The organism is Halovalidus salilacus, assembly GCF_031852275.1.
GTDB lineage: Archaea > Halobacteriota > Halobacteria > Halobacteriales > Natrialbaceae > Halovalidus > Halovalidus salilacus.
In genome coordinates this window covers 3,793,041-3,818,277 of record NZ_CP134700.1, presented here as the reverse complement: position 1 = coordinate 3,818,277, position 25,237 = coordinate 3,793,041, and the positions used below count along the sequence as shown (strand labels likewise).

Sequence of the window (25,237 nt, the reverse complement as noted above, 5' to 3'; positions counted from 1 at the left end):
TATGTCTACCTGCTCCCTCGTGACGGTGCGTCGGCTTCGCGGCCGTCCGACCGGTGAACTTTTTCCACCGGCCGACACAGGTAGCGAGTATGAACTACAGGGCTGTCGAGACCGAGTCGGAGTACGTCGCCCGCCTCGAGACCGGCGCCGACTGGCGCGCCGAGATCGAGGCGCTCGCGGAGGCGGTCGAGGCCGACGCGGCCTGGTTTACCGCCCTCGGCGCGGTGCAGGACGCCGAACTCTGGTTTTACGATCAGGACGAGTGCGAGTACTATCCGATCGAGTACGACGAACCGCTCGAGGTCGCCAGTTGCGTCGGGAACGTCTCGTGGCTGGACGGGGAGCGCTTCGCCCACACCCACGCGGTGCTCTCCGACCCCGACGGCACCGCCTACGCCGGCCACCTGAACGAGGCCACCGTCTGGGCCGGCGAGGTCCACATGCGCGTCTTCGCGGAGGGCCTCGAGCGCGAGCACGACGAGACGACCGACCTCGACCTCTGGCCGCTCTGACGAATGCGCGAGGAAGACCGACGGTACTTCGAGCGCCTCGAGACCGAACTCGAGCGTGCGATGGACGTCGCCCAGGAAGCGAAGCGCCGTGGCGGCGACCCGAAACCCGAGGTCGAGATTCCGGTCGCGAAGGACATGGCCGACCGCGTCGAGAACATCCTCGGCATCGAGGGCGTCGCCGAGCGCGTGCGCGAACTAGAAGAACAGATGTCCCGCGAGGAGGCGGCGCTCGAACTCGCGAAGGACTTCGCCGAGGGTCGGGTCGGCGACTACGAGACGAAAGCGGGGAAGGTCGAAGGCGCCGTTCGAACGGCGGTCGCCCTGCTCACGGAGGGTGTCGTCGCCGCGCCCATCGAGGGCATCGACAAGGTCGAGATCCTCACGAACGACGACGGTTCGGAGTTCGTCAACGTCTACTACGCCGGCCCGATCCGCTCGGCGGGCGGCACCGCGCAGGCCCTGTCGGTGCTCGTCGCCGACTACACCCGCGCGCTCGTCGGCCTCGAGCAGTACGACGCCAGGACGGAGGAGATCGAACGCTACGCCGAGGAGGTCGCCCTCTACGACAAGGAGACAGGGCTGCAGTACTCCCCGAAGGACAAGGAGACGAAGTTCATCGCGAAGAACCTCCCGATCATGCTCGACGGGGAGGCGACGGGCGACGAGGAAGTCTCCGGGTACCGGGACTTAGAGCGCGTGGACACCAACTCCGCCCGCGGCGGGATGTGCCTGGTGATGGCCGAAGGGATCGCCCTCAAGGCCCCGAAGATCCAGCGCTACACCTCCCAACTGGACGAGGTCGACTGGCCGTGGCTGCAGGACCTCATCGACGGCACCTACTACGACGACGCGGGTGACGACGAGGCCGACGGAGACGAGGGCGGGGCGGACGCGGACGCCGACGGCGAGGGCGGCAGCGACGGGGCCGACGAGGGAGACGGCGACGAAGACGCCGAATCCGCGTCCCTCGAGGCCGACGAGGACGGAGAACTCGAGCAGGACGACCGCTCGACCGGTCCGCCGCGCGTCGAACCCGCGACCAAGTTCCTGCGGGACCTGATCGCCGGCCGCCCGGTCTTCTCCCACCCCTGCGCCAAGGGCGGTTTCAGACTACGGTACGGCCGCTCGCGCAATCACGGCTTCGCGACCGCGGGCGTCCACCCCGCCGCGATGCACCTGGTGGACGACTTCCTCGCGACGGGAACCCAGATCAAGACCGAACGGCCCGGCAAAGCGGCCGGCGTCGTCCCCTGCGACTCCATCGAGGGGCCGACGGTCAAACTCGCCAACGGCGACGTCCGCCGGATCGACGACCCCGATGAGGCCTTAGAGTACCGAAACGGCGTCGAGAAGATTCTGGACCTGGGCGAGTACCTCGTCAACTACGGCGAGTTCGTCGAGAACAACCACCCGCTCGCCCCCGCCTCCTACGTCTACGAGTGGTGGATCCAGGATATGGAGGCCGCCGGCGCGGACGTCCAGGCCATGCTCGACGACCCGCGGATCGACACCGAGCACCCGCCCGCCGAGCGCGCCCTCGAGTGGGCCGCCGAGTACGACGCGCCGCTGCACCCCGACTACACCTACCAGTGGCACGACCTCCCGGTCGCGGACTTCTGCGCCCTCGCCGAGGCCGTCTCGTCGGGGCGGATCGAACGAGGTGCAGGGGGCGGCGACGACACGCTCGTCCTCGAGCGCGCCGACGAGATCGGGCGGGCGCTCGAGGCGATCGTCATCGAGCACCGCCAGCGCGACGACCGGATCGAGGTCGACGACTGGGTCCCGTTCGCCCGCACGCTCGGCCTCACCGAGGATCTCGAGCGCACGTGGGCCGACGAGGATCTCTCCGAGCGCGCGCGCACGTGGGGACACGATACGAAGGGCGACAACGCCATCGTGGCGGTCAACGAGGTCGCCCCCTTCGAGGTTCGCGAACGGGCCCCGACCCGGATCGGCAACCGGATGGGCCGTCCCGAGAAGTCCGAGAGCCGGGACCTCAGCCCGCCGGTTCACACGCTCTTCCCCATCGGGGAGGCCGGCGGTGCCCAGCGGGACGTCGCCAAGGCGGGCAAGCACGCCGAGACGATGTCCGACACGCCGGGCGTCGTCGAGGTCCAGATCGGCCGCCAGCGCTGTCCGTCGTGCGGGACGGAGACGTTCAAGAACCGCTGTCCGGAGTGCGAGGAGCGGACGACACCCGACTACCGCTGTCCCTCCTGCGACCAGCGCGTCGAACCCGACGAGGCCGGCCGCGTCGAGTGCGGGCGCTGCGAGGTCGAAGCCACCTGCGTCGAGGTCACGGAGGTCGACGTTCACGGGGAGTACCGCAACGCCCTCGAGCGCGTCGGCGAGCGCGAGAACTCCTTCGAGATATTCAAAGGCGTCAAGGGGCTCACCTCGACGACCAAGACTCCCGAACCCATGGAGAAGGGGATCCTCCGGGCCAAACACGGCGTCTCCTCGTTCAAAGACGGCACCGTCCGCTACGACATGACCGACCTCCCCGTCACGGCCGTCCGCGCGAGCGAACTCGACGTCGACGTCGGTCAACTGCAGGCGCTCGGCTACGAGGAGGACGTTCACGGCGAACCGCTCGTCCACGAGGATCAGCTGGTCGAACTCAAGGTGCAGGACATCGTCCTCTCCGACGGCGCCGCCGAGCACATGCTCAAGACGGCGGACTTCATCGACGACCTGCTCGAGTCCTACTACGGCCTCGAGCCCTACCACGAGTTCGAGGACCGCCAGGACCTCGTCGGCGAACTGGTGTTCGGGATGGCCCCGCACACCTCGGCGGCGACCGTCGGGCGAGTGATTGGCTTCACGAGCGCCGCCGTGGGGTACGCGCACCCGTTCTTCCACGCGGCCAAGCGTCGCAACTGTGACGGCGACGAAGACTGCGTCATGCTCCTCATGGACGGGCTCATCAACTTCAGCCGATCCTTCCTCCCCTCCTCTCGAGGCGGGCGGATGGACGCCCCTCTCGTCATGTCCTCGAGGATCGACCCCTCCGAGATCGACGACGAGGCCCACAACATGGACGTCGTCAGCCAGTACCCGCGCGACTTCTACCTCGCGACCCTCGAGCAGGCCGACCCCGGCGAGGTGGACGTCGAGATCGCGGAGGACACCCTCGGCACCGACGAGGAGTACACCGGCTTCGAGCACACCCACGATACGACCGACATCGCCATGGGGCCCGACCTTTCGGCGTACAAGACCCTCGGCTCGATGATGGACAAGATGGACGCTCAGCTCGAGCTGGCGCGAAAACTCGAGGCGGTCGACGAGACGGACGTCGCCGAGCGGGTCATCGAGTACCACTTCTTGCCGGATTTGATCGGAAACCTGCGGGCGTTCTCGCGCCAGGAGACTCGGTGTCTCGACTGCGGCGAGAAGTTCCGCCGGATGCCCCTGACCGAGGTCTGCCGGGAGTGTGGCGGCCGGGTCAACCTCACCGTCCACAAGGGGTCGGTGAACAAGTACATGCAAACGGCGATCGAGGTCGCCGAGGAGTACGACTGCAGGGATTACACGAAACAGCGCCTCGAGGTGCTCAAGAAGGCCCTCGAGAGCATCTTCGAGAACGACAAGAACAAGCAGTCGGGCATCGAGGACTTCATGTGACCGCCGGAGGGGATCGCCCCTCGTCCGTTCGTTCGCACGTTCGATAGGCGTCTCGACCGTCCGTAATCACGTTTTCCGGTTTTCTCACCCGCTCGAGCCGCGTTCGGTCGTACGACGATGGCGGCTGGCCCGATTCGACCTGGAGGTAATTTCCAATATAAAACCAGCGAGATCTATAATAATCGACAGTTTCGGAGCTTCACGAGCGGGTCGGACGCGTTTCAGGGTTGCGGCGGATCCGGATGGGCCCTCACTCCATAAACTATAGGGCGCTATATCAAATTCGGCGGTCGTCGCCCGATGGCCACCTCGAGCGACGGCCGACGGGTTCGTCGCAGGTCCGAACCCTTTCGCCCCGTCGTGCCGGATTCGTCCGACTCGAGCCGTGTCGCTACCGATCCGATCTCCTCGGACGATTCTCGGTCGCGTCGGCGACCGGCCGATCGGTAGCTCTGCGGCGGTCGTCATCTCGACGGCTCCGGCTCCGTCGGTCCGGAACGCGACCGCTCGCCGGTCGACGTGTCCGAAAAATCGTGTCGCCGTCGCGTGCTCAGTCGTCTTCGCCCGCACACGCCTCCACGTCTGACTCGTTCGCGATCGAGACGAGCCAGTCGCCGTCGAGATCGACCGCCGTCATGTACACCGACTCCGTCCGTTCCTCGTCGTCATCCTCGTACGCGACCTCCATCCGAAGATGGCGTTCGTCCTCGAGTCCTTCCAGGAGTTCGATGGTCGCGTCGAAGTCCTCCAGGACCTCCGCTTCCAGTTCTCCCTCGTCGACCAACGCTTCCATCTCCTTTCGGTCGTCCTCCGCCTCTTCGAGTTCTTCGTCGTGCTCCTCTTCGTCGTAGACGGATTCGGAGCACTCACAGGAGACCGATTCGATCTCAGCGTCCGGGAGGTTCGCTTCCGCCATCGATTCGGCCGTGGCTTCGGCGTCCGATTCGTACTCGTCCGTGTACTCGACGAACGGGACGTCCTCGCCTGGCAGGTACTCCGCCGCCGCTCCGTACTCTTCGTCACCTAACGCCTCGAGGAACGTTTCGCAGGCGTCACACGCCGACTCATTGTCGCCGAGAAATCCGGAGCAGCCGGCGACGCTAACCGCGATACCGGAACCCGCAGCCGCTTTGAGGACCGCTCGCCGAGCCAGTTCGTTGCACATGGGTACGAATTGGAAATATATGGCTTATAAACTCTCAGGGCGGTACGTCGTCGAGTCTCGATGTCCGGTTCGTGAACGGTTTGCGGATCCGGCGTTCGCCGAGCGGGGTGGCGTCGCGACCACATCGTTCCGACAGCGACTGTCCTGATCCGCGACCGGTCCCTCGCTGCTTTATGGCCGTCCGCGTCCTACGTACGCGTATGGCCCAGGAAGAACCCCGCCTCGGATTCGGAACGGAAGTGTACGACGAAAACGGGGAGAAGATCGGACGGATCCGCGGGTTCGACGAGGAAGGTTTCTTCGTGACGCTCCGCGACGGCATCGAGGGGATGAGCGTCCACCACGTCCGGTCGGGGAAGAACTTCGGCGAAGCGGAGCTGATGTGGCGCTGCTTGAACTGCGGCGAGATGGGCCAACTCGAGGACAACCTCCCCGAGGCCTGTCCGAACTGCGAGGCGTCGCGAGAGGAACTGTACTACTGGACGGAGGACTGACCCCGTCGACGGAACCCGGATCGGACGCCGTAGTCGGCCCCCTCCTCGAGGGCGAATCGCCGATACTCGTTTTCGGCCGATCGGGCGTGTACCCGGCGCTCGGGCATCCCGGTGGGTTCCGCCCGGTTTCCGCCGACTTCAGCCACGTTTCTCGCGTACGCGTACGCAATAGACGCCATCCTTTCGACGGTCGAGTGTAGAGCCTACCAGAGGATTTTGTATAGCACCATACGATTCATGTCCGTTGCGAGGCCGTTTTCGGAATCGCCCGTGGGACGGCCGATCGGATGGATTCAGAGCGTCTACCGTCCGTTTCCAGCCGTTCGCGATCCCGATCCGCTCGATCGGTCGATTCCCGGGCTGATGGGGAACCGTTATCACTGCGCTCGCGTCACTCACGGCCATGCGCATCGTCGTTTTCGGCGCCGGAAGCCTCGGAAGCCTCGTCGGCGCCGCGCTGGCCCGCGACTCGGATCACGACGTCGTCCTCGTCGCCCGCGATCCCCACGCGAGCGCCGTCCTCGAGACCGGGCTCCGCCTCGAGGGCGAACTCGAGGCTCGCGTCGAACCGTCGGCGACGACCGACGGACGGGGGCTCGAGGCCGACCTCGCGGTCGTGACCGTCAAATCCTTCGACACCGAGACGGCCGCAGAGGCGCTCGAGACCGGCGACTACGGCGCCGCGCTCTCGCTACAGAACGGGATGGGAAACGAGGAGGTCCTCGCCGATCGCCTCGAGCCCGGCACGCCGGTTCTCGCCGGGACGGCCTCCTACGGCGCGATCCTCCGGGAACCGGGGGTCGTCGAGTGTACGGGCGGCGGCGAGGTCGTCCTCGGGCCGCGCGAGGGTGGCACCTCCGAGGCGGCCGACCGCGTCGGCGAGGCGTTCGCGTCTGCCGGCCTCGAGACGACCGTCGCCGACGACATGCCCCGGCGCTTGTGGGAGAAACTCGCGGTCAACGCCGGGATCAACGCCGTGGCGGCGCTGTCGGACGTCGACAACGGCGCCGTCCTCGAACCGCCGGCGAGCGCCCTCGCGAGGACCGCGTGCCGCGAGACCGCTCGCGTCGCCCGCGCTTGCGGCGTCCGGCTGTCGAACCGAGAGGCGCTGGCGGCCCTCGAGCGGGTGGCAGAGGCGACGGCCGCGAACGCATCCTCGATGCGCCAGGACGTGGCGGCCGGCCGCCGGACCGAGATCGACGCCATCAACGGCTACGTGGTCGAGAAGGCGGTCGAGTCCGGGTACGACCTCGAGGTGCCGGCGAACCGGCTGCTCGCGGACCTGGTTCGGACGTGGGAGCGCGCTCGAGGACTATGCTGACGGTCGAATTCCGAGAGACCTAGGGTTATGCGCCGGGATGTCACACTCGAGGTATGTCTCGCCAAGACGCCCGCGTCCCGTTGCTGAGCCGCGAGGACCTCCCCGAGGAGTTCAGGTACCTCTTCGACGAGGACGTCCTCGGCGAACTGAACCTCTTTCAATCAATCGGGCACGTCCCTCGAGCGATGCGGGCGTACATGCGCTACGGCACCGCGCTGTGGAACGCCGGCGACCTCTCGACCCGCGAGCGGGAGCTCGCGATCTTGGCCGTCGCTCGAACGGTTCGGGCGCGCTACGAGTGGCACCAGCACGTCGAACTGGGTCGCGAAGCCGGCGTCACGACCGAGGAACTGAACGCGATCGCCCGCGCCGACGACTGTCCGTTCTCCGAGCGCGAGCGGGCGATCGTACGCTACGCGAGCGCCGTCGCGACGGGGACCGTGACCGACCCGATGTTCGAGGCCGCCGTCGAGGTCACCGACGTCGAAACCGTCGTCGGCCTGACGATGCTCGCCGGCCACTACCTGATGACCGCACGGATCCTGGACTCCCTCTCGGTCCCCATCGACGACGGGGAGTTCGCCGGCTGGACTCTCGAGTAGCGTTCCCGACCTCGTCGCTCACGGAGCCGCGGATTCCCGCCGAAAAACGGAACTCGAGCGGACGGTCCGAGACGAGGACGTTAGAACGGCGCTTCCGGGCCTTCGTCTTCTTCGCCGTCGTCGACGGTCTCGCCGGGGAACGACGGGGACATGCCGCCCATGTCGCCACCGCCGCCCATGCCGGTGTGGGCGTTCACCTTCTCGATCTCGGGGATCTCCTTGACCATCCGGGTCTTGATCGCCTGGATCGTCATCGGGGAGATGCCACAGCCGCTGCAGGCGCCGCCGAGGGCGATCGAGACCTCGCCGGATTCGCGGTCGATATCCTGGATCGCCGCGCTGCCGCCGTGCATCTGGATCTGCGGGAAGTTGCGACGCAGGAAGTTCGTCACGCGCTCTTCGAGGTCGTCCCCGTCCTGGGTTTCGGTGCTCATAGATCGCAGTTAGGGTCGAACCTCCTTAGACCTTCCGTCGCTGGTGTTCGGTTCCGTCGCCTCCAGTCGGCTTCGGTCCGGCCTCCCGCCGTTCGCGGTCGGTACGCGCGGCATCGTCGTCGGGCTACTGGAACCCGAACACGCGCCGCAGTTCCGTCTCGATCTCCTCGACGTACGTCTCGAGCACCTGCTCGAACCGCTCGCGCTCGACGAGGACGCCGTTGAGCCGGTCGTAGGGGTTCTCGGGGAGTTCGACGCGGAACTCGCCGTCGTGTTCTCGCGGGCTTTGCCCGCTCGAATCGTCCGCGGAGCTTTGCTCCGCGCTCCCCTCGTAGAACGGTTCGCTCTCGTTGAGCACCTGCTGATCGATGGCGTGGACCAGTTCGGAGTCGTAGCGCTCGTTCATCCGGTTGAATGCGTTCTTGTACGCCTGCTGGAGTTCGGGAAAGTAGTTTGCGTACTTGTCCTCGAACTGCTCGGGGTCGAAATCGGCCATATCGACACGAACGGGTAGTGAGGACAAAAGTCGGACGATCGACGGCGTCGGTCGAGACGACCGTTCTGACCGGCTTTGTTGTAAGGGGGTCTACAAACGGAGGTTGAGCACGCAAGCCCAATGGCCACTCATCGGAGCGGCGATTGGCAACGACATGTCTTCGGATCGCAGTCCCATCCCGCGGGAAGCGCTCCCGCCCGGATGGGGTCCCGCCGACGTCAGCGACGAGCGGATCGCGTATCGTCGCGGTCGGCCGCCGATCGACCTCGTCGCCGTTCGCTTGCCGGCGTCACAGGCCCATCCCGGCCTCGGTCTCTGTCACTACTGGGAGTTGCGCTATCGGTACGCGATCGGGGAACGAACCGTCAGGAAATCGATCGGCCGAGTCACGACGCGGACGGCCGCCCTCGAGGGCCTCGTCGAGTGCATGCACCGGATCCACGACCGCGCCGACGACCTGTCCGACCCGCTCGACGTTCGGGCGGCGCTCGAGGGCGTCCGCCTCGCCGATCCCGTGCCGAACGGACCGTCGTCACCGTAGCAGCGACGCGGTCGCGAACCCCGGTCGCCTCCCTCATACGCGTCGAGTGAGGTGATCGCGAACCGACCGCTGACAGCCCGCACAGATCCCGTACAGTCTCGCCGTCGTCGCGAGCACCGGATACTGCGAGGAGAGGCCGCCGTAGAGGTGCGGACACAGCGTTCGGTGTCGAACGCCGATCGAACCGGTAGCGCCGGATCGTCGGTGTAACTGGTCCTGTCGGTCCACGGCGATCGATCGCAGCCGGTCGCGGAACGACTCGAGCCGCTCGTGCTTCGCCCGGAGGTCGTCGAAGTCACAGCGGACCAGCGAGCGTTCGGCCGTCGCTCGCAGCCAGTCGACGATCTCGTCGATCGGCTCGGACGCTCGCCGGAGCGAACGCGCTTCCGCCCGAAGCGCCCGCTCGAGGGCGACGGCTCGCCGTCGCTTGTGCGCGATCCGCTCGAGGATCGTCGACTTGAGTTCGGGCGTGAACCGACCCGCGGGTGCCGTCAGCGCGGTCGCGACGTCCTCGGTGAACTCGACGGCGATCACCCGCTCGAGGGGGTCGTCGGTCGCCTCCTCGGTGCTGTGGGGGAGGATCGTCTCGGCGAACAGCCGCCTGACGCGCGCGCGACGATCCGGCGTCGATTCGATCGAGTTCGCCGCCGTCGCCGCCCCGCTTCCATCCGCGCTCGAGCCGCCCTTCCTCGCGCGCGCACGTTCCGTCGACAGGGGTCGGACCAGTCGTAGCTGCGCCGGCGATCCGCCCGGGGGTCCTCCCCGCGGGGCAGCCGTCTCGACCGCCGTCGCCGGGGAGAGCTCTCGAACCCCGGATTCGAACGCCTCGAAGGCCTCGATGCGCCTCCGGGTCGTCGTCCGCTCCTGGGCGACCCGTTCGAGGGCGAGGTCGATCGCCGTCGTCGCGCCGTCAGTCATCCTCTCCCCTCGCTCGGAACGCCGATCAGGCCGCTCGGGTGCCGCTGATCGTCGGTGACGACGAGTCGCCACCCGCCGCCGGCGAGCCGACGCGCCCGGACGACGCTGACGGGCGACGCCATCGCCCGCCGCAGCAGGTCGACGCCGATCGGCAGCGTCGGGAACCAGCCGTCAGTGCGCTCGAGGGCGTACCCGCCGAGGGTGACGATCCACGTCGATCCGTCGTCGCGGTCGTCTCCGACGCGGTTCTCGCCCGTTCCGTCGTCGGGTTCGACGTCGGGGACGGTCACGTCGTAGGTCGACACCATCGACCGCGAGCGGAGGAACGCGAGGCTCGCCTCGACGGGGTCGCCCTCGTCGGTCTCGGCCGGTGCGAGCCGTTTCGCGGCCCTCGAGAGTACCTCCACCCCTTCCGCCTCCGAGAGGTGTCGATCGAGCTCCCTGGCCATGCTGTCGAGTAGGACGAGACAGAGGGCGTGGCGGTCGGTCGCGGCTTCGGCGGCGGCCAGGTACGTGTCGACCACCGCGCGCTCGACGGCCTCGTGGCCGTCCGCCGACAGCGTCTCGAAGACCGCGCCGACGACGTCGTGGCAGAAGCTCACCAGTTCGGCGGGCAATCGGACGTCCACCGCGTCCCCGTCGGCAGCCGCACTCGAGCGCCCTTCGCCCGGCGCCGGCGCGTCCGCCTCCGTCGACTCCTCGGCGACGGAGCCGGGGATCCCCTCGCAGACGATCGGATCGTAGTAGGGGAGATCGGGATCGTACCGCCGCAGCGCCGCCCGGTACTGCTCGGTGGCTCGAGCGGCGGCGACGGCGTCGTGCCGCGTTTCGAACCGCTCGCCGGCGACGGGTGCCGGTCGGACGCCGGAGCGACCGCAGACGACGTAGTACGCGCCGTCGTCGCTCGAGAGCGTTTCGACGTGCTCGCGGATTTCCCGGAGCGTCGTTCCGACCACGGGATCACCCCCGCCCGCCCTCGTTCGCGATCGTCGTTCGGGAGCCGTTCGCCGTTTCGTGAGGTGTTCGCATATCTTTTAGGCTTACCTAAACTCTATTAAAACCGTCGGATTTTAGGGGCGCCTAATTCCGTGGTCGCCGCGCACGTCGACGGGGCCTCTCCGTGACTCCGATTCCGGAATTCTATATCGCGATATCCAATTTATGGGTGCTATCCAACCTCGGTGCCGAATGCGGTCCTCGTACGGTTGAAACGGCGAAATTCGTCGCACGATGGCTCTCTGCGTTCTGTTGGTCCGTCTCGCTTCGCAGGGCGGTCCGATCGTCGGCTAGGCTCGACGGGGAAGTGCATCGCTAGCCCCGGGGTCGCTCGGTCCGACGAACCGATCGCACTCGAGGTGGTCGAGTCCTCGCTTCGACCGCACGACCGCGCGACGGTCCAGCGTGCTGCCGGCGGTTTTGACTTCCTCGTGACGGTGCCGTTCGATCCTCCCGGTTTCGAGTCGCCGACTCGAGTACACCGGTTCACGGTTCGTGCGCGCTGCGTGAGGCCGAACCGCTGTCCTGTGACGCGAGACGTGGCGGAGAAATCGGGCGTCCGGACCGTAACGCCCGAACGCCGGGGTACCGACGGGTCGACGCGCACACGGCGTACTCGGGGGACTCGTCGGCGATACCGACCCGTCTGTCGCGCGTCGTTCACGGCGACTTTGAGGCGGTTCGGCCCTCGTCGCGGGTGTCCTCTGATTTCCGCCGAATCGTCGGCCCATTCGGGCGTTTCGCGGACTCTCGAGCGATCTCACTCTGAGATCGGAATTCGTGGCCGACACGACGATAAACTACATAGTGCGATATTGAATTAAATCTCGTCCACGTGATTTCGCCGTAGCACAGCGCTTATTGCCGACACCGCGGTACTGGGGTACACCGACCGTTCTCGAACCGCCCTCCTATGACGACGCAGATACCCTTCGCAATCGACTTTCACGTGCACTCCGACGACTCCTACGACGGCCACGAACCCGTCGAGCTCATCCTCGAGCACGCGGCGGACATCGGCCTCGACGGCGTCGTCATCACCGACCACGACGAGATCGACGAATCCCTCCGGGCCGCGGACATCGCGCCCGACTACGGGCTCGTCGGCATTCCGGGCGTCGAAGTCTCGACCCGCCACGGGCACCTGCTGGCGATCGGCGTCGAAGAACGCCCCGACCCCGGCCGGCCGTTTCTCGAGACCGTCGAGCGGGTCCGCGAACTGGGCGGCATCGCCATCGTTCCCCACCCCTTCCAGCGCAGCCGTCACGGCGTCAGGAAGGGCCACATTCGGGACGCCGACGCGATCGAGGTCTACAACTCGATGCTCTTCACCGGCTACCGGAACCGCCGCGCGCGGACGTTCGCGAACCGACGGGGATACCCCCAGATCGGCGCGAGCGACGCCCACTACCTCCCGAACGTCGGTCGGGCCTACACCGAGATCCTCGTCACGCCCGACGAGAAGAACCCGACCAAAGCCGATATCGACGGCGACGACCTCGTCGAGGCCATCCTCGAGGGCCGCACCCAGACCCGCGGCAAGCGAACCCCGATCCGAAAGAGCGCACAGCAGTACGCGAAAGCGGCGGTCCGGAAGTCGACCTACCTCGTGACCTCGAACGCGCCGCTGGTCCCGACGGTGCCGGCGTCGATGGAGCGCTCGTGAGCCGTTCCGGACGACCTCAGGAGAGTTGCTCGCCGACGATTTCGTCGGCGCCTTCGATGAACTCCCGCTCCCTCCCGGCGGGAACGGTCGCGCCCGCGGCGACGTCGTGGCCGCCGCCGTCGCCGCCGACCGCCCGCGAGGCCTCGCCCATCACGACCGAGAGGTCGAGTCCCCGCCGGACGAGCGCGTGGGTGCCGCGGGCCGAGACTTTCACTTCCTCCTCGTTCTTTTCGGCGAACGCGAAGATCGGCCGGCCGCGGTCGATCCCGCTGTTGCCGAGGGCCATCCCCGCGACGATTCCGACGATCGTCTCGCGGATGCGGTCGCCCGCGTGGAACCACTGGACGTGCTCCTCCTTCGTTACCCCCTCGCGCGTCACGAGGTCGATCCCCGACGAGAGGTTCCGGCGGTGGTCACGCAGGAGTTTCCGGGCGCGCTCGAGCGCCTCGCCGCGATCGCCGAGGCAGACCCCGAGGCCGACGTCGGCCCGTTCGTAGCGGGCGGTGGCGTTGAGCAGCGTCGAGAACTCGCTGGCGTCCCGGAGTTCGGTGCCGACGGGCTCCTCGCTCAGGACGTAGGCCGTGCCGACGAGGGCGTCGATCTTCGAGGGCGGGACCCCGCGCGAGACGGCGCGCTTGATGAGCGCGGAGACGACGGCCCGCTTCTCCTCGCTCGTGAGGCCGGACCAGCACCGCCACTCGCCGTCGCGCTTCAACTCGAGGTCGAGGCCGTCCAGAAAGCGCAGCGCTCCGCCCTCGTCGTTCGAGATGCCGGGGATGTGAACGTCGGAGGCGTACTCGAGCAGCTTCGGGAGCGGGCGGGTCTGCTTCCCGTAGAGGGCGAGGTCGGTGCCGGTCTCGAGGACGCCGGCGTCGACGCCCTCCTCGACGATGTTCGCGTTGGCGCCGTGGAGTTCGCCGCCGGAGGCCTGCATGTCGCCGACGGCGCCGACGACGGCCAGGGCGGCGAGGTCGCGGTTGTCGCCGTCGGTCTCCGGGTGGAGGCTCGCGAGCGCGCGTGCGAGAACGTAACTCGCGCCGGCCCCCGACAGCTCGGAGGCGCCGTTGATGCCGAACAATAGGGGGTTGAGGTGGTACTCGGTGTCCGTCTCGGCGGGCTGGTGGTGGTCGGCGATGACGGGCGTGAAGTCGCCCGCGTCCTCGTGGCGCCCGATGACGTCGAGCTGGCCGCTGCCGAAATCCGTGAAGAGCACCGTCTCGTAGTCGGCCGCCGCGATGCCGGCGATCGCCGCCTCGTCGAGTTGCTTCTCGAAGACCGCCTCGAACGGAATCCCGGCGCGCTCGAGGGCGCTTGCGGCGATCGCGGCGCTCGTCAGTCCGTCGGCGTCGATGTGGGAGGCCAGCAGGACGCGGTCGGCGTCCAGCAGCCGGTTCGCACACGCCGTCGCCCGCTCCTCGAGTTCGGGCACCGGCCCGGTCGCGCTCATAGCCGTGACGTTGGTTCGGCTTCCGAGATAAACCTGCGGTCCCGATCCTCATCCGCGGTTCCGGACTTAAGCTCGAGCGAATCACCCGCTGGGACCACGAACGTCACGAAAGCCCCTGGCCCTTTCATTCCCACCCGCGGTGGTCGGCCGGGCTGCCGACACGGGTGGGAACGGAGGACGTTCGTGATGGTCTCGTTCGGTTCTCTCCGTGCGCACCGACGATACGAACCGACAACGAAAACGGTGTACGCGACGACGTCGATAGCCCGCCCATGATCGCGATCTTCTCCGACACGCACAGCGTTCGGGGCCACGAACTCGAGGGCGAGGCGTTCGCGGCGGCCCGCGAGGCCGATCGGGTGATCCACGCGGGGGACTTCACGAGCGTCGCGGCGCTCGAGGCCTTCCGGGGCGAGTGTGGAACGCTGCTGGCGGTTCACGGGAACGCGGACGACCCGGCCGTGGCGGATCGTCTGCCGACGGAACGCGTCGTCGAGGTGCCGGTCGGATCGGACGACTCGACGGACGCGACCGACCGGACCGTTCGGATCGCCGTGACCCACCGCCGCGACGGCGGCGAGACGGGGCTGGCGATGTTCGGCCGCTCTCGGGGCGCCGACGTCGTCGTCTTCGGCCACAGTCACCGGCCGACGGTGGTCGAGACCGAGGACGTCCTCCTGCTCAACCCCGGCAGCCACGCCCAGCCGCGGGGGAACCGGCCGGGGTTCGCGGTGCTCGAGCCGCGCGCCGACGGCGACGGCCTCGAGGGGCGCGTGCTGGGACCGGACGGCACGCTCCTCGAGTCGTTCGACGTGCCGAGGTGAACCGGTTCGTTCGGTCCCACGATCGGTCGCAGGAGGCGCGTCGCCGGTATCGTCAGCGGGACCCCGTCTCGGTCAACAGAACTCCGTCGGCGTCAGCGGGCCCTCGTGGGCGTCAGCAGGGACGAACGGAGCGGAGGATCCGGTGGAGAGGGTGTGACTACGGATCGTCGCCGTCGGGCGGCGGACGGCGGTGCCCCCGGCAGCGACCGTTCGCTGGCGATCGTGGAGGGCCGACCGGGGCGCACCCGTACGTAGGCTACCGGACGAAAAGTACCCACCGTAAGGTGAAATACCGCTTTAAGCTAGTCCGACGGCCGTCAGGAACTCGATACGTCGCCGCTCGAGCGTCCTCGATCCGGTACTGGACCGGTACGTGGCGATCGTCGTCGTTCCGCGCATCCCCTTCGAGCGACGGGTACTCGTCCGCACCGGATCGAATTCCGTTCGAGACGCGTCGAAACGATTTTGCGTGCGCGCCCGATATCCGTCTCGTATGTTCGGCCCGCTCCCCGACGATCCGGTGATCCTCGCGATCGTCCTGATCCTGCTCGCGTTGATCTTCTTCCTGTACCTGCTCGTCCGCCGGACGATCCTCGAGTTCCGCGACGGAATGCGCGGGCGCTAAACGGCGGTACTCGCTCCCTTTTCGGGCTACGGCGGCGACTCGAGCGCCGTCCCGACCCGATCGATCGCCTCCTCGATCTCGTCGCCGGAGACGTCCCGGTGGGTGCAAAAGCGGATCGTCGTCGGGCCGAACGGCGTCGCCAGCACCTCTCGATCGCGGAGGCGCTCGAGAACGGCGTCCACGTCGAGCCCCGTCCCCTCGACGTCCGCGAGGACGATGTTCGTCTCCGGGTCGGGCACCTCGAGGCCCTCGACCTCGGTGAGGCCCGCGGCCAGTCGCGTCGCGTGCTCGTGATCCCGCTCGAGGTCCGAGACGTTCTCGAGCGCGCGGAGGCCGGGAGCAGCGGCGATTCCCGCCTGGCGCATGCCACCGCCGAACAGCTTTCGCGTTCGGCGGGCGCACTCGACGAACGCCTGGGGTCCGGCGAGCACGGAGCCGACGGGGGCGCCGAGCCCCTTCGAGAGGCAGAACAGCACCGAGTCGACGTGTCTGGTGAGCTCGGTGACCGAGACGTCGAGGGCGGTCGCCGCGTTGAACACGCGCGCGCCGTCCAGGTGAACGGGGACGTCGCGCTCGTGAGCGGCCTCGGCCGCCGCGGCGATTTCTTCCGGGGCGATCGCGACGCCGCCGCGAGCGTTGTGGGTGTTCTCGAACCAGAGGAGCCCCGTCCCCGGACGGTGGAGGTCCTCCTCGACGTACCCCTCCGCGACCTGCTGGGGCGTCGGAACCCCGCGCGGGTCGGCGTCGAGCATCCGCACCTGGAGCCCCGCGTGCTGGGCCAGCCCGCCGAGTTCGTACTTCACGACGTGGCTCTCCCGGTCGGCCAACACCTCCTGGCCGCGATCGGCGTGGACGCGGGCGGCGATCTGGTTTCCCATCGTCCCCGACGGAACGTACAGCGCGGCCTCCGTTCCGACGGCCTCCGCGGCGCGCGCCTCGAGTTCGTTCACCGTCGGATCCTCGCCGTAGACGTCGTCGCCGACCGCGGCGGTGCGGGCGGCCTCGCGCATCTCCTCGTCGGGCTTCGTCACGGTGTCTGAGCGAAGATCGATCATCGCCCCGAACTCGAACGGAGATCGCCCTAACGGTGTCGACGGAGGTCGGTCCCCACCGCCAGAGTAGTCAACATATAGAAACGTTTTCGCTCCCTCGGCGGTATCGTCTCCGCACGATGGTCCCCGACGATCCTCCTCCGGACGATTCCGAGCCGGGTTCCGGACCGCGTCTCGACGGCGGCCCCGACCGATTTGCCGGCACCCCCAGGCCGTTCACGCGGCACGTCTCCCGGATCGTCGATCGTTTCGACTCGCTCCTCCCGTTCGCGCTGGTTCCGTTCGTCACGACGCTGATCGACCTCGAGCGGGTCGAACGCGCGACCGCGATGGGCGGCCGCGCCGTCTCGATCACGCTCGAGTTCGCCCTCCCGTCGCCCTTGCTCGACCTCTGGTCGTTCGTCGATCCGTCGACGTCGGGGTCGGGGTCAGGCTTCTCCGGCGGCGGGTCGGCCCACGTTCCCGGTGGCGACCCGTTCGGGACGCCCGCCCGCTCGCCGGAACGGGTTGGCCCGACGGGCCCGACGACCTCGAGCACGTTCGACGTAACCGTCGAGACGCCGACCGATACCGTCGCGATCCCCGTCGAAGCCCTCACCGCGTCGGTGCTCGTATGGATCGCGCTCGTCCTCCTGCTGTACGCGGCGCTCGGAGCGGTCCTCCAGGCGGTGTACCTCGGCGGCCTCGACCGCCGGCTCCGGGACGAACCCGTGGCGGCGGTCGAGTGCGTGATCGCGTACGCGCCGCGGTTGTTCCTGTACGATCTCACCGCGTTCGCCGCCGTGTTGCTCGTCGTCACGTTCGCGGTCGTCTCGCCGGCGATGGTGGTGCTCGCGATCCCCGCCGGCCTGCTCCTCGGGTACCTGTTCTACGCCGTCCCGTTCCTGTTCGTCGTCGACGACGCCCCGTTCCTCGAGGCGTTCCGTCGGTCGTACCGGCTCGCGTTCACCGGGCCGTACGTCAGGTTCGCCCTCGCTCACGCTCTGGTGAGCGCCGCGGCGTCGCTCGTCCTGTCGGTGCTCGTTTCCGGCGGCGCGAGCGGCTTCATCCTCGGGTTGCTCCTCGCGGTCCCCCTCTCGCTCGTCCTGACCGCCGCGACGGTGTCGTTCGTACAGGACTTGACCGGCGACCGTCCGGGAAGCGTCCGATCCGGTTCGGCCCCCGCTTCGGGTCTTCGGTGATCTCCGTCGACTTCGGTCGGGCCGTACCGCTCCGAAAACGGTATCCGCCCGTGGGGGGAGGTGTGGGACATGGATCCGCGCATCCGCGAACACGCCGAGATCATCGCGAACCACTCGGTCGACCTGCAGGAGGGGGACAACGTCGTCATCGACGCCCACCCAGTGGCGGAGGACCTCGTCGTCGCGCTCCACGAGGTGGTCGGCGATCACGGCGCGAACCCGCTGACCACGAGCCAGCGGACGGGCGCGAGACAGCGCCGGGCGTTCCTCCGCGCCTCCGACGGCGAGTTCGAGACGCCCGAGCACGAACTCGCGCTCATCGAGGAGACGGACGTCTACGTCGCGATCCGGGCGAGCGACAACGTCACCCAGACCAGCGACGTCGATCCCGAGGTCAACGCGGCCTACCAGCAGGCTCACAGCCCGATCCTCGAGGAGCGCCTCTCGACGCGGTGGTGTCTCACGCAGTTCCCCGCGCCCGCGAACGCCCAGCTCGCGGAGATGAGCACCGATGCCTACGAGAATTTCGTCTGGGACGCCGTGAACAAGGACTGGGATGCCCAGCGCGACCACCAGGAGCATCTGGTCGAGATCATGGACCCCGCCGACGAGGTGCGGATCGTCAGCGGCGACGAGACGGACGTGACGATGTCCGTCGAGGGCAACCCGACGATCAACGACCACGGCGAGCACAACCTGCCCGGCGGCGAAGTGTTCACCGCGCCCGTTCCCGACAGCGTCGAGGGCGAGGTGCTGTTCGACATGCCGCTGTACCACCAGGGCCGGGAGATCACGGACGTCTTCCTCGAGTTCGAGGGCGGCGAGGTCGTCTCTCACTCGGCGGGGAAAAACGAGGACCTGCTGACGGAAGTGTTGAACACCGACGACGGCGCCCGGCGGCTGGGCGAACTCGGCATCGGGATGAACCGGGACATCGACCGGTTCACCTACAACATGCTCTTCGACGAGAAGATGGGCGACACCGTTCACATGGCCGTCGGCCGCGCCTACGACGACACCGTCGGCGAGGGCAACGAGCAGAACCACTCGTCCGTCCACGTCGACATGATCGTCGACATGAGCGAAGATTCGTTCATCGAGGTGGACGGGGAAGTGGTGCAGCGAAACGGTACGTTCCGATTCGAGGAGGGCGGGGTCTGAGCCCGCGAAGCCCTCGAATCGGAACGGCGAGCACTGCGAGCCGTGGAGACGGGTTCGAGGAGTAACGACCGCTCGCGCCCCGGTTGTTTTCATCGACGGTTCTCCCGCTGTCCGATCGAATCTCCGCCGAACCGCTTCCTCCTCGAGCTGCATCTTCCCCTCGCGCCGCCCGATTCCCCTCGAGCCGCGCGGTTCGCTCTCCGACGTTCGCGCTGGCGGCCGAGCGAATCGGTCCGTGGTGGACGATCGTTACGTTCGAACGATATATCACGTGTGTTATTGACACGGCTCGTGATCGCGGTGTTCTTTGGTAGCACGTGCCGTCGAATTCGGCAGCTTTGGGCTCTGTAGTACCGGTTTCGGAACATAGAAATGCGGCGAGGCCCTCTCGAGAATACATGAGTCTAAACAGGGACGTTCTGCTGTTCGTCGCGCTCGCGATCGTCTGGGGGGCGTCCTTCGCGGCGATCGAGGTCGGCATCGCGGCGGTGCCGCCGATCAGCTTCGCCGCGTTTCGACTGACGCTCGCGGCCCTGGCGTTCGCCGGGGCGACCGTCGTCCTGGGTCGGCGCTGGCGCCCCCAGACGAGCGCCGACTGGACGCTGATCGCCGTCGGCGGCGTGTTGATGATCGGCGCCCACTTCGCGCTGCTGTTCCTCGGCCAGTCGTACGTCTCGAGCGGCGTCTCGGCGATCGTGCTGAGCCTGATTCCGATCCTGACGCCGCCGCTGGCGATCGCGCTCCTGCCGACCGAGCGGATCCGGGCGCCGGCCGTGCTGGGCCTCCTGCTGGGCCTGGCCGGCGTCGTCGTCATCGCCGTCGACGGGGGGTCGCTCGACGGGCAGGCGATCGGCGTCGCGCTGCTGTTCGCCTCGGCGCTGTCGTTCTCGGTCGGTTCCGTCCTGACCGAGCGGATCGACGGGACGCTGCCGATCGTCTCGCTGCAGGCCTGGTCGATGGGCGTCGGGGCGGCGCTGCTGCACGTCGTGAGCGTCGCCCACCCCGGCGAGTCGCTCGCCGCCGCCGAGTGGACCCCCGCCGTCGTCGGCGCGCTGGCGTACCTCTCGCTCGTCGCCACGGCCGGCGGCTTCTTCGCCTACTTCGTCCTGCTCGAGCGCGTCGGGGCGACGGAGATCAGCCTCGTCAACTACGCCGTCCCCGTCGTCGCCGCGCTCGTCGGCTGGGCCGCCCTCGGCGAGGCGATCACGCCCGGGACGCTCGTCGGCTTCGCCCTGATCCTGCTCGGCTTCGCGCTGTGCAAGGTCGAGGCGCTCTGGCGGGTCGCTACGCCCGCCCTCGGCTACGGCCCGCGGCGGCCTGCGACCGGCCGGAACGGCGCCGACGGCCGAATCGTCGTCGGCGGGAACGTCTACGTCACGGCCGTCTCCGACGGCGGAAACTGCGCGGACCCGTCCCGGTCGGACTCGAGGCCGTCCAGCCCCTCCCGACCGTCGTCGGGAACGCCCCAGAGCGCCGACTGATCAGGCCGGCAGGCCGACGGCGACGTGCTCCTCGCGGCCGGCGAGCACGCGATCGAGCCACCGCTGCCCGGTTCGCAGGTCGGTCGGGATCTCCTCGCCGAGGGCGCAGCGCGTCCGCTCCGCCTCGCAGGGGTTGCCCATCACGACGTCGATCGTCGGCTCGCCGCCCTCGAAGACCGCGCCGCTCGCGGTCGTCAACTGGCCGAAGGCGTACGGCTCGTCGGTCTCGGGCTCCGGGTGGCGACAGACGGATTCGTCGCCCGGGCCGTTCTCGTGATCGCGCGCGACCGACCAGAGGTCCGCCCGGCCGATCGTCCGGCGGCCGCCGTCCGCCTCGGCTCCCTCCCCGACGCTCGCCCCCGTTCCCGAATCGGCGCTTCCCTCGAGCAGTTCCAGCGCCCGCTCGCGCCGCGCGATCGAACTGGTGGAGGCGGGCGAGTCGGCGCTCACGAAGTGGTTCGTCCGGACGACGAGCGGCTCGTCGACCGCCCGAATTCGCTCCGCGACGGGGTCGACCTCGAGCAGGATCGTCTCCTCGGCGTCGGCGAGAAACAGCGTCTGGGCCATGAGGCGGTGGGTCGGGTAAGCCTCGAGCAGCCGCCTGGCCTCCCGAACCGACGCGCACTCCTCGAGGATCCGGCGGACGGCGGTCCCGTTTCGAAGCTGAACGGCCGGGTCGACGTCCGACCGCCCGACGTCGACGTAGGTGTTGGCGGCGACGAGCCCCGCGTCGTTCACGCCCTTGTAGACCGCGACCGTCCCGGCGGTGTCGACCGTGAGGAAGCCGTGGTACTCCCCGATCGGCGGCTGTTCGACGATCGCCTTCGGCCGGACGCCGCGGCCCGCGATGTCGCGGTTCTTGAGCACGAGCGAGCCGCCGGTTTCGGTCCGCAGCGGCGCCACGAGGACGTTCGTACAGCCGTCGGCCGCCGGCCCGCCGAGGGCCTCGCAGAGGCCGCTGTAGGCGAAGGCGTACGCCTCGTAGACGTTCGGGTCGACGTCGAGCACCTCGGCCATGCCCTCGTAGGCGGCGCGGTGGCGCTCGGGCAGGCTCTTCTGGCTCTCGCGGGCGTACTCGAGCAGCGGCTCGAGGTCGACGTCGCGCTCGCGGCGCAGTCGGTCGAGTTCCGCGATCGCCCACTCGACGACCTCGCGCTCCTCGCGCGCTCGATCCCGCGCCCGTTCGCGGAAGGCGTCCGTCGTTCCGTTCATGGGCGACCTCGGGACTCGAGGGGTTTGTATGGCCGGCCTGAATGAACTGCGAGCCCCGGTCGGCGTCGACCCGATCCGGAGTCGCCGCTCGTCACTCACCGTCCGAGCCAGCGTCGACCGTCGGTCCCGGGGTTGAACCGCCGCCTCGAGCGGGCGGTACCCCCTTGTTACCATCTCGCTAGGACGGGTTAGGACCGGCGTACGCAGGCTCAATCCACTCCCTCGAGTGCCAGTTATTTCCGGATCCGTCAGGCGATCGTGGCCGAACCCGCGGACGGCGGCCGTCCGCCGGTCATCGCGCAGACGACCGATCCCCGACAACACGGAGCCCAACCATGAACACGAGCCTCGAGGTGGAGTACTGGGTCGTCACCGACGACGGCGACCTCGCACCGCCGAACGAACTGCTCGACCTCGCCGACTGGGTCGATCCGGAGTTCGTCGAGCCGATGATCGAGATCAAGACCGACCCCTGTCCGTCGATGGCCGACCTGCGCGAGCAACTGGCCGCGCGCATCGACCGCGCCGTCGACGCCGCGCGCGAGGAGGGCAAGCGTCTCGTCCCGCTCGCGACGCCGCTCGACGCCGCCCCGTCGGACCTCCCCTACCGCGAGAAGCGGTCGACGGACCTCCAGCGGCGGATCGTCGGCCCGACGTTCGACGACGCGCGCTTCTGCGCCGGCACCCACGTCCACTTCGAGCAGTCGAGCGTCGTCGACCAGCTCAACGCGCTGACCGCGCTCGACCCCGCCTTCGCCCTCGTCTCGAGTTCCGCCTACCACCGGAGCGAGCGCCTCTTCGAGTGCGCCCGCCCGTACCTCTACCGGCGCTGCTGTTACGCCCCCGCGCCCGACCAGGGACAGCTCTGGCCGTACGTCGACGACGTGGACGAGTGGGAGGCGCGTCTCGACCGGGCCTACGACCGGTTCCGCGATCGGGCGCTCGAGCGCGGCGTCGACGCGTCGACGTTCGACGACCAGTTCGGCCCCTACGACGCGGTCTGGTCGCCCGTCCGCCTCCGCGAGAAGTTCCCGACGGTCGAGTGGCGCTCGCCCGACGCGGCCCTGCCGAGCCAGGTGCTCGATCTCACCGAGCGCGTCCGCGAGATCGTCGTCCGAGCCGACGAGTTCGGGACGACCGTGAAGGCGAACGGGTGGGCGACCGACGTCGGCGCTCGACCCGGGACCGGGAACGGACGCGGGTCCGGCCCGGCGTCGACGGCCCGCCCCGTCACGCTTCCCGAGTTCGAGACGGTCGAGCGCATCGTCGACGTGGCGATGCGCGACGGCGTGGACAACCACCGCGTCTGCCACTATTTGCGCGGCATGGACGTCGACCCGACCGCGTTCGACCCGCTCGCCGGGGCGGTCACCGAGCCCCGCCTCTCGTCGGACCGGGCGCGAACCCTCCGCCTCCGCGCGGCCGACCGACTCGAGGCCGACCTCGAGCGAACCCGCGTCCGGGCCTGATACGACGGATTGCGTCCGCTCGGGTGCGGGTTCCCTTCGAAGGAGCGAGCCCCAACGAGGCTGTATTCGGTTACCGGCCGACGTTCGTTCGTTTTCGACGGCCGGTCGCACGCGTCCCGACGACCGTGGGGTTCGCGAACCTCCAAGCGAGTAATCAAATCGCCGAGTTCGCGGCTCGCGACGGACGGGGGTGGACGCGACGCGAAGCGTTCGCGTCCTCACTCGGACTCCTCGTCGCCACGGCCGGCTGCACCGAGATCTTCTCCGGCGACGAGGACGACGACGGCGAGCGAGCGCCGATCGACCTCGTTCCCGCGGACGCGACGGCGCTCGTCGCCGACTCGGCCGCCGCGTTCGAAGCGGCGCTCCTCGAGGCGAGTGGGACGACGCGGACGCGGTCGAACTGTATCGGAACGCGCTCGAGTGACCGGGGCCGGCGTCGGGTCCGGCCCCGTCAGTCGGGATCGGAGCGGTCGTCCGTCGGAATATGGGCGTTCGCCCGTCGGGATGAGGGCGGCCGTCCGTCGGGATCGGGTTGGGTGCACTCGAGGATCGAGTGGATGTGCGCGCTCAAGGTTGATCTAACTCCGCCGCGTAGGCAGGTCCCACGTTCACGGGCCGCGCGAATCGCTCGTCGCCGACGGCGTCGGTTTCGGGTCGCACGCGATCGTGTCGTCTCACCGAACGCATGACCCAGCGAACTCGCGTCACCGTCGCCCTCGTCGTCGTCGTCCTGCTAACCGCGTCACTCGGCGTCCAGGCCGCCACCCTCGACCGCGGACAGCGCGTCGTAAACGATGACGGCCGCTACCCGGGGAACACGCTCGTCGGCGTCCACTCGTACGACGACACCGGGCGGATCGTCGAGTTGACCCCGGAGGGCGAGGTCGCCTGGGAGTGGTCCGTCCCCGACTCGCGCGTCTTCGGCGTCGAACGCCTCGACGAGGAGACGGTGCTCGCGGCCGTCGCCGAGCGGACGCCCGCCGCCGAGTGCCCCGAGGAGTACCTCGAGTACGAGGAGCACGACGACCAGTGCGTCCACAACCGCGTCGTCGAGATCGACACCGAGACGGGCGAGGTCGGCTGGGAGTACGACTGGTACGACGAGCACATCGCCAACCACGAGGTCCACGACTTCGACCGCCTCGAGGGCGGCCGGACGGCGATCGCCGACATGGGCAACGACCGCGCGTTCGTCGTCGACCGCGACGGCGAGATCCTCTGGGAGTGGGACGCCGAGGAGCACATGACCCCCGGAACCCCCTTCTACGAGGAGTACGGCGGGCCGGAGAAGGAGGGGCTGCACGACGACTGGACGCACATGAACGACATCGACCGCCTCGAGAACGGCAACTTCCAGCTGAGCATCCGCAACTTCGACGTCGTCATCGAGGTCGACCCCGAAACGGACGAGATCGTCGACGTCATCGGCGAGCCGGGCGATCACAGCGTGCTCGAGCGCCAGCACAACCCCCACCGCCTCGAGGAGGAGGGAACGGCGGTCGTCGCCGACAGCGAGAACGGCCGCATCGTCGAACTCGACCTCGAGACGGAGGAGCGAGTCTGGCGGTACACCGGCCCGTCGGACGACCCCCTCCAGTGGCCCCGGGACGCCGACCGCCTGCCCAACGGCAACACGCTCGTCACGGATTCGCGGAACAACCGGCTCCTCGAGGTCGACCCCGACGGCGAGGTCGTCTGGCAGTACGACGACCCCGACGGCGAGGTGATCCCGCTGGCCTACGAGGCCGACCGCCTCGGCGCCGACGAGTCGGGCGCGCCCGCGGGTGACGAACTGACGACGGTCGACGAGAACCCCGGCGACCTCGAGTCGACGATCCGCTACTGGGAGGCGATGGCCCAGTACGTCCTCCCGACGTGGATGGGCCCGCCCCAGATCCTGCACCTCGTTGGGATCGCGCTGGGCGTGGTCTGGCTGGGACTCGAGGGCGCGATCTACGGCTGGCGGCGGCTTCGCGGTGGACGAGCTAGTAGTAGCGCGTGAGACGTCGG

Annotated in this window: 23 protein-coding genes; 15 read left to right on the top strand and 8 right to left on the bottom strand. The window is 68.6% G+C overall.

Annotated elements, in window-relative coordinates; genetic code table 11:
- The first annotated feature begins 89 nt into the window (after positions 1-89).
- Positions 90-512, top strand: coding sequence for a PPC domain-containing DNA-binding protein (locus tag RJT68_RS18825; protein ID WP_407038059.1), 423 nt, complete (start codon positions 90-92; stop codon positions 510-512).
- Positions 513-515: 3 nt separating this feature from the next.
- Positions 516-4,139: a DNA polymerase II large subunit gene (locus tag RJT68_RS18820; protein ID WP_407038058.1), complete on the top strand. Its 3,624-nt coding sequence runs from the start codon at positions 516-518 to the stop codon at positions 4,137-4,139.
- 550 nt (positions 4,140-4,689) lie between these two features.
- Here RJT68_RS18820 and RJT68_RS18815 read toward each other — a convergent pair.
- Positions 4,690-5,304: a hypothetical protein gene (locus RJT68_RS18815; protein WP_407038057.1), complete on the bottom strand. Its 615-nt coding sequence runs from the start codon at positions 5,302-5,304 to the stop codon at positions 4,690-4,692.
- Between the two features lie 200 nt (positions 5,305-5,504).
- On the opposite strand from RJT68_RS18815, the gene RJT68_RS18810 reads away from it, so the two are divergent.
- The 3 genes from RJT68_RS18810 to RJT68_RS18800 all read left to right on the top strand — a co-directional run bounded on the left by RJT68_RS18810 (position 5,505) and on the right by RJT68_RS18800 (position 7,721).
- Positions 5,505-5,798: a DUF7130 family rubredoxin-like protein gene (locus RJT68_RS18810; protein ID WP_407038056.1), complete on the top strand. Its 294-nt coding sequence runs from the start codon at positions 5,505-5,507 to the stop codon at positions 5,796-5,798.
- A 403-nt stretch (positions 5,799-6,201) separates the two neighbouring features.
- Complete coding sequence (locus RJT68_RS18805; RefSeq protein WP_407038055.1) at positions 6,202-7,119, top strand: ketopantoate reductase family protein; 918 nt, start codon at positions 6,202-6,204, stop codon at positions 7,117-7,119.
- Positions 7,120-7,172: 53 nt separating this feature from the next.
- Positions 7,173-7,721 (top strand): carboxymuconolactone decarboxylase family protein, encoded by a 549-nt coding sequence (locus RJT68_RS18800; RefSeq protein WP_407038054.1) that lies wholly within the window; start codon positions 7,173-7,175, stop codon positions 7,719-7,721.
- Between the two features lie 80 nt (positions 7,722-7,801).
- On the opposite strand, the gene RJT68_RS18795 is transcribed toward RJT68_RS18800, so the two are convergent.
- Together RJT68_RS18795 and RJT68_RS18790 are read right to left on the bottom strand one after the other, a co-directional pair.
- Positions 7,802-8,155: a NifU family protein gene (locus tag RJT68_RS18795; protein WP_407038053.1), complete on the bottom strand. Its 354-nt coding sequence runs from the start codon at positions 8,153-8,155 to the stop codon at positions 7,802-7,804.
- Positions 8,156-8,279: 124 nt separating this feature from the next.
- Positions 8,280-8,651 carry a DUF5783 family protein gene (locus RJT68_RS18790; RefSeq protein ID WP_407038052.1) on the bottom strand — a complete coding sequence of 124 codons (372 nt, stop codon included), beginning with the start codon at positions 8,649-8,651 and terminating at the stop codon, positions 8,280-8,282.
- 154 nt (positions 8,652-8,805) lie between these two features.
- Here RJT68_RS18790 and RJT68_RS18785 point away from each other — a divergent pair, with 154 nt between their 5' ends.
- Entirely contained in the window at positions 8,806-9,192 is a 387-nt protein-coding gene (locus RJT68_RS18785; protein WP_407038051.1) for a hypothetical protein, read from the top strand.
- Between the two features lie 33 nt (positions 9,193-9,225).
- Here the strand turns inward: RJT68_RS18785 and RJT68_RS18780 are convergent, their stop codons facing one another.
- Together RJT68_RS18780 and RJT68_RS18775 are read right to left on the bottom strand one after the other, a co-directional pair.
- Positions 9,226-10,110, bottom strand: a complete 885-nt coding sequence (locus tag RJT68_RS18780) for a DUF7260 family protein (protein ID WP_407038050.1) — start codon at positions 10,108-10,110, stop codon at positions 9,226-9,228.
- Positions 10,107-11,066 carry a DUF7551 domain-containing protein gene (locus RJT68_RS18775; RefSeq protein WP_407038049.1) on the bottom strand — a complete coding sequence of 320 codons (960 nt, stop codon included), beginning with the start codon at positions 11,064-11,066 and terminating at the stop codon, positions 10,107-10,109. Before RJT68_RS18775 ends, RJT68_RS18780 begins: the two co-directional genes overlap by 4 nt.
- Positions 11,067-12,019: 953 nt before the next feature.
- Between RJT68_RS18775 and RJT68_RS18770 the strand changes: the two genes are divergently transcribed.
- A complete protein-coding gene (locus tag RJT68_RS18770) occupies positions 12,020-12,772 on the top strand; it encodes a PHP-associated domain-containing protein (protein WP_407038048.1) in 753 nt (250 codons plus the stop codon).
- Between the two features lie 16 nt (positions 12,773-12,788).
- On the opposite strand, the gene RJT68_RS18765 is transcribed toward RJT68_RS18770, so the two are convergent.
- Positions 12,789-14,219, bottom strand: coding sequence for a DHHA1 domain-containing protein (locus RJT68_RS18765; RefSeq protein ID WP_407038047.1), 1,431 nt, complete (start codon positions 14,217-14,219; stop codon positions 12,789-12,791).
- Between the two features lie 272 nt (positions 14,220-14,491).
- Here RJT68_RS18765 and RJT68_RS18760 point away from each other — a divergent pair, with 272 nt between their 5' ends.
- Both RJT68_RS18760 and RJT68_RS18755 read left to right on the top strand, forming a co-directional pair.
- Complete coding sequence (locus tag RJT68_RS18760; protein ID WP_407038046.1) at positions 14,492-15,043, top strand: metallophosphoesterase; 552 nt, start codon at positions 14,492-14,494, stop codon at positions 15,041-15,043.
- Between the two features lie 493 nt (positions 15,044-15,536).
- On the top strand, positions 15,537-15,668 hold the full coding sequence (locus tag RJT68_RS18755) for a DUF7859 family protein (protein WP_407038045.1): 132 nt from the start codon (positions 15,537-15,539) through the stop codon (positions 15,666-15,668).
- Positions 15,669-15,694: 26 nt separating this feature from the next.
- Here the strand turns inward: RJT68_RS18755 and RJT68_RS18750 are convergent, their stop codons facing one another.
- Positions 15,695-16,723 carry a threonine aldolase family protein gene (locus tag RJT68_RS18750; protein WP_407038044.1) on the bottom strand — a complete coding sequence of 343 codons (1,029 nt, stop codon included), beginning with the start codon at positions 16,721-16,723 and terminating at the stop codon, positions 15,695-15,697.
- Positions 16,724-16,839: 116 nt separating this feature from the next.
- Here RJT68_RS18750 and RJT68_RS18745 point away from each other — a divergent pair, with 116 nt between their 5' ends.
- From RJT68_RS18745 to RJT68_RS18735, 3 genes are all read left to right on the top strand, one after another.
- Complete coding sequence (locus tag RJT68_RS18745; RefSeq protein WP_407038043.1) at positions 16,840-17,901, top strand: hypothetical protein; 1,062 nt, start codon at positions 16,840-16,842, stop codon at positions 17,899-17,901.
- 69 nt (positions 17,902-17,970) lie between these two features.
- Positions 17,971-19,062 (top strand): aminopeptidase, encoded by a 1,092-nt coding sequence (locus RJT68_RS18740; RefSeq protein WP_407038042.1) that lies wholly within the window; start codon positions 17,971-17,973, stop codon positions 19,060-19,062.
- Positions 19,063-19,460: 398 nt separating this feature from the next.
- Entirely contained in the window at positions 19,461-20,543 is a 1,083-nt protein-coding gene (locus RJT68_RS18735) for a DMT family transporter (RefSeq protein WP_407038041.1), read from the top strand.
- On the opposite strand, the gene RJT68_RS18730 is transcribed toward RJT68_RS18735, so the two are convergent.
- Positions 20,544-21,755 carry a C45 family autoproteolytic acyltransferase/hydolase gene (locus tag RJT68_RS18730; RefSeq protein WP_407038040.1) on the bottom strand — a complete coding sequence of 404 codons (1,212 nt, stop codon included), beginning with the start codon at positions 21,753-21,755 and terminating at the stop codon, positions 20,544-20,546.
- 335 nt (positions 21,756-22,090) lie between these two features.
- Here RJT68_RS18730 and RJT68_RS18725 point away from each other — a divergent pair, with 335 nt between their 5' ends.
- The 3 genes from RJT68_RS18725 to RJT68_RS18715 are packed head-to-tail and all read left to right on the top strand — an operon-like array spanning position 22,091 to position 25,229.
- Positions 22,091-23,224: a glutamate-cysteine ligase family protein gene (locus tag RJT68_RS18725; protein WP_407038039.1), complete on the top strand. Its 1,134-nt coding sequence runs from the start codon at positions 22,091-22,093 to the stop codon at positions 23,222-23,224.
- Positions 23,225-23,247: 23 nt separating this feature from the next.
- A complete protein-coding gene (locus RJT68_RS18720) occupies positions 23,248-23,916 on the top strand; it encodes a hypothetical protein (RefSeq protein WP_407038038.1) in 669 nt (222 codons plus the stop codon).
- On the top strand, positions 23,913-25,229 hold the full coding sequence (locus tag RJT68_RS18715; protein ID WP_407038037.1) for an aryl-sulfate sulfotransferase: 1,317 nt from the start codon (positions 23,913-23,915) through the stop codon (positions 25,227-25,229). Before RJT68_RS18720 ends, RJT68_RS18715 begins: the two co-directional genes overlap by 4 nt.
- Positions 25,230-25,237: the final 8 nt, after the last annotated feature.

What these genes read in the sequence shown, in the direction of transcription:
- RJT68_RS18810 (WP_407038056.1), top strand. Translation starts at nt 5,505, where the DNA reads ATGGCCCAGGAAGAACCCCGCCTCGGATTCGGAACGGAAGTGTACGAC.
- RJT68_RS18815 (WP_407038057.1), bottom strand. Translation starts at nt 5,304, where the DNA reads ATGTGCAACGAACTGGCTCGGCGAGCGGTCCTCAAAGCGGCTGCGGGT.
- RJT68_RS18795 (WP_407038053.1), bottom strand. Translation starts at nt 8,155, where the DNA reads ATGAGCACCGAAACCCAGGACGGGGACGACCTCGAAGAGCGCGTGACG.
- RJT68_RS18790 (WP_407038052.1), bottom strand. Translation starts at nt 8,651, where the DNA reads ATGGCCGATTTCGACCCCGAGCAGTTCGAGGACAAGTACGCAAACTAC.
- RJT68_RS18825 (WP_407038059.1), top strand. Translation starts at nt 90, where the DNA reads ATGAACTACAGGGCTGTCGAGACCGAGTCGGAGTACGTCGCCCGCCTC.
- RJT68_RS18780 (WP_407038050.1), bottom strand. Translation starts at nt 10,110, where the DNA reads ATGACTGACGGCGCGACGACGGCGATCGACCTCGCCCTCGAACGGGTC.
- RJT68_RS18725 (WP_407038039.1), top strand. Translation starts at nt 22,091, where the DNA reads ATGAACACGAGCCTCGAGGTGGAGTACTGGGTCGTCACCGACGACGGC.
- RJT68_RS18735 (WP_407038041.1), top strand. Translation starts at nt 19,461, where the DNA reads ATGAGTCTAAACAGGGACGTTCTGCTGTTCGTCGCGCTCGCGATCGTC.
- RJT68_RS18805 (WP_407038055.1), top strand. Translation starts at nt 6,202, where the DNA reads ATGCGCATCGTCGTTTTCGGCGCCGGAAGCCTCGGAAGCCTCGTCGGC.
- RJT68_RS18785 (WP_407038051.1), top strand. Translation starts at nt 8,806, where the DNA reads ATGTCTTCGGATCGCAGTCCCATCCCGCGGGAAGCGCTCCCGCCCGGA.
- RJT68_RS18740 (WP_407038042.1), top strand. Translation starts at nt 17,971, where the DNA reads ATGGATCCGCGCATCCGCGAACACGCCGAGATCATCGCGAACCACTCG.
- RJT68_RS18715 (WP_407038037.1), top strand. Translation starts at nt 23,913, where the DNA reads ATGACCCAGCGAACTCGCGTCACCGTCGCCCTCGTCGTCGTCGTCCTG.
- RJT68_RS18760 (WP_407038046.1), top strand. Translation starts at nt 14,492, where the DNA reads ATGATCGCGATCTTCTCCGACACGCACAGCGTTCGGGGCCACGAACTC.
- RJT68_RS18750 (WP_407038044.1), bottom strand. Translation starts at nt 16,723, where the DNA reads ATGATCGATCTTCGCTCAGACACCGTGACGAAGCCCGACGAGGAGATG.
- RJT68_RS18820 (WP_407038058.1), top strand. Translation starts at nt 516, where the DNA reads ATGCGCGAGGAAGACCGACGGTACTTCGAGCGCCTCGAGACCGAACTC.
- RJT68_RS18765 (WP_407038047.1), bottom strand. Translation starts at nt 14,219, where the DNA reads ATGAGCGCGACCGGGCCGGTGCCCGAACTCGAGGAGCGGGCGACGGCG.
- RJT68_RS18800 (WP_407038054.1), top strand. Translation starts at nt 7,173, where the DNA reads ATGTCTCGCCAAGACGCCCGCGTCCCGTTGCTGAGCCGCGAGGACCTC.
- RJT68_RS18745 (WP_407038043.1), top strand. Translation starts at nt 16,840, where the DNA reads ATGGTCCCCGACGATCCTCCTCCGGACGATTCCGAGCCGGGTTCCGGA.
- RJT68_RS18770 (WP_407038048.1), top strand. Translation starts at nt 12,020, where the DNA reads ATGACGACGCAGATACCCTTCGCAATCGACTTTCACGTGCACTCCGAC.
- RJT68_RS18755 (WP_407038045.1), top strand. Translation starts at nt 15,537, where the DNA reads ATGTTCGGCCCGCTCCCCGACGATCCGGTGATCCTCGCGATCGTCCTG.
- RJT68_RS18730 (WP_407038040.1), bottom strand. Translation starts at nt 21,755, where the DNA reads ATGAACGGAACGACGGACGCCTTCCGCGAACGGGCGCGGGATCGAGCG.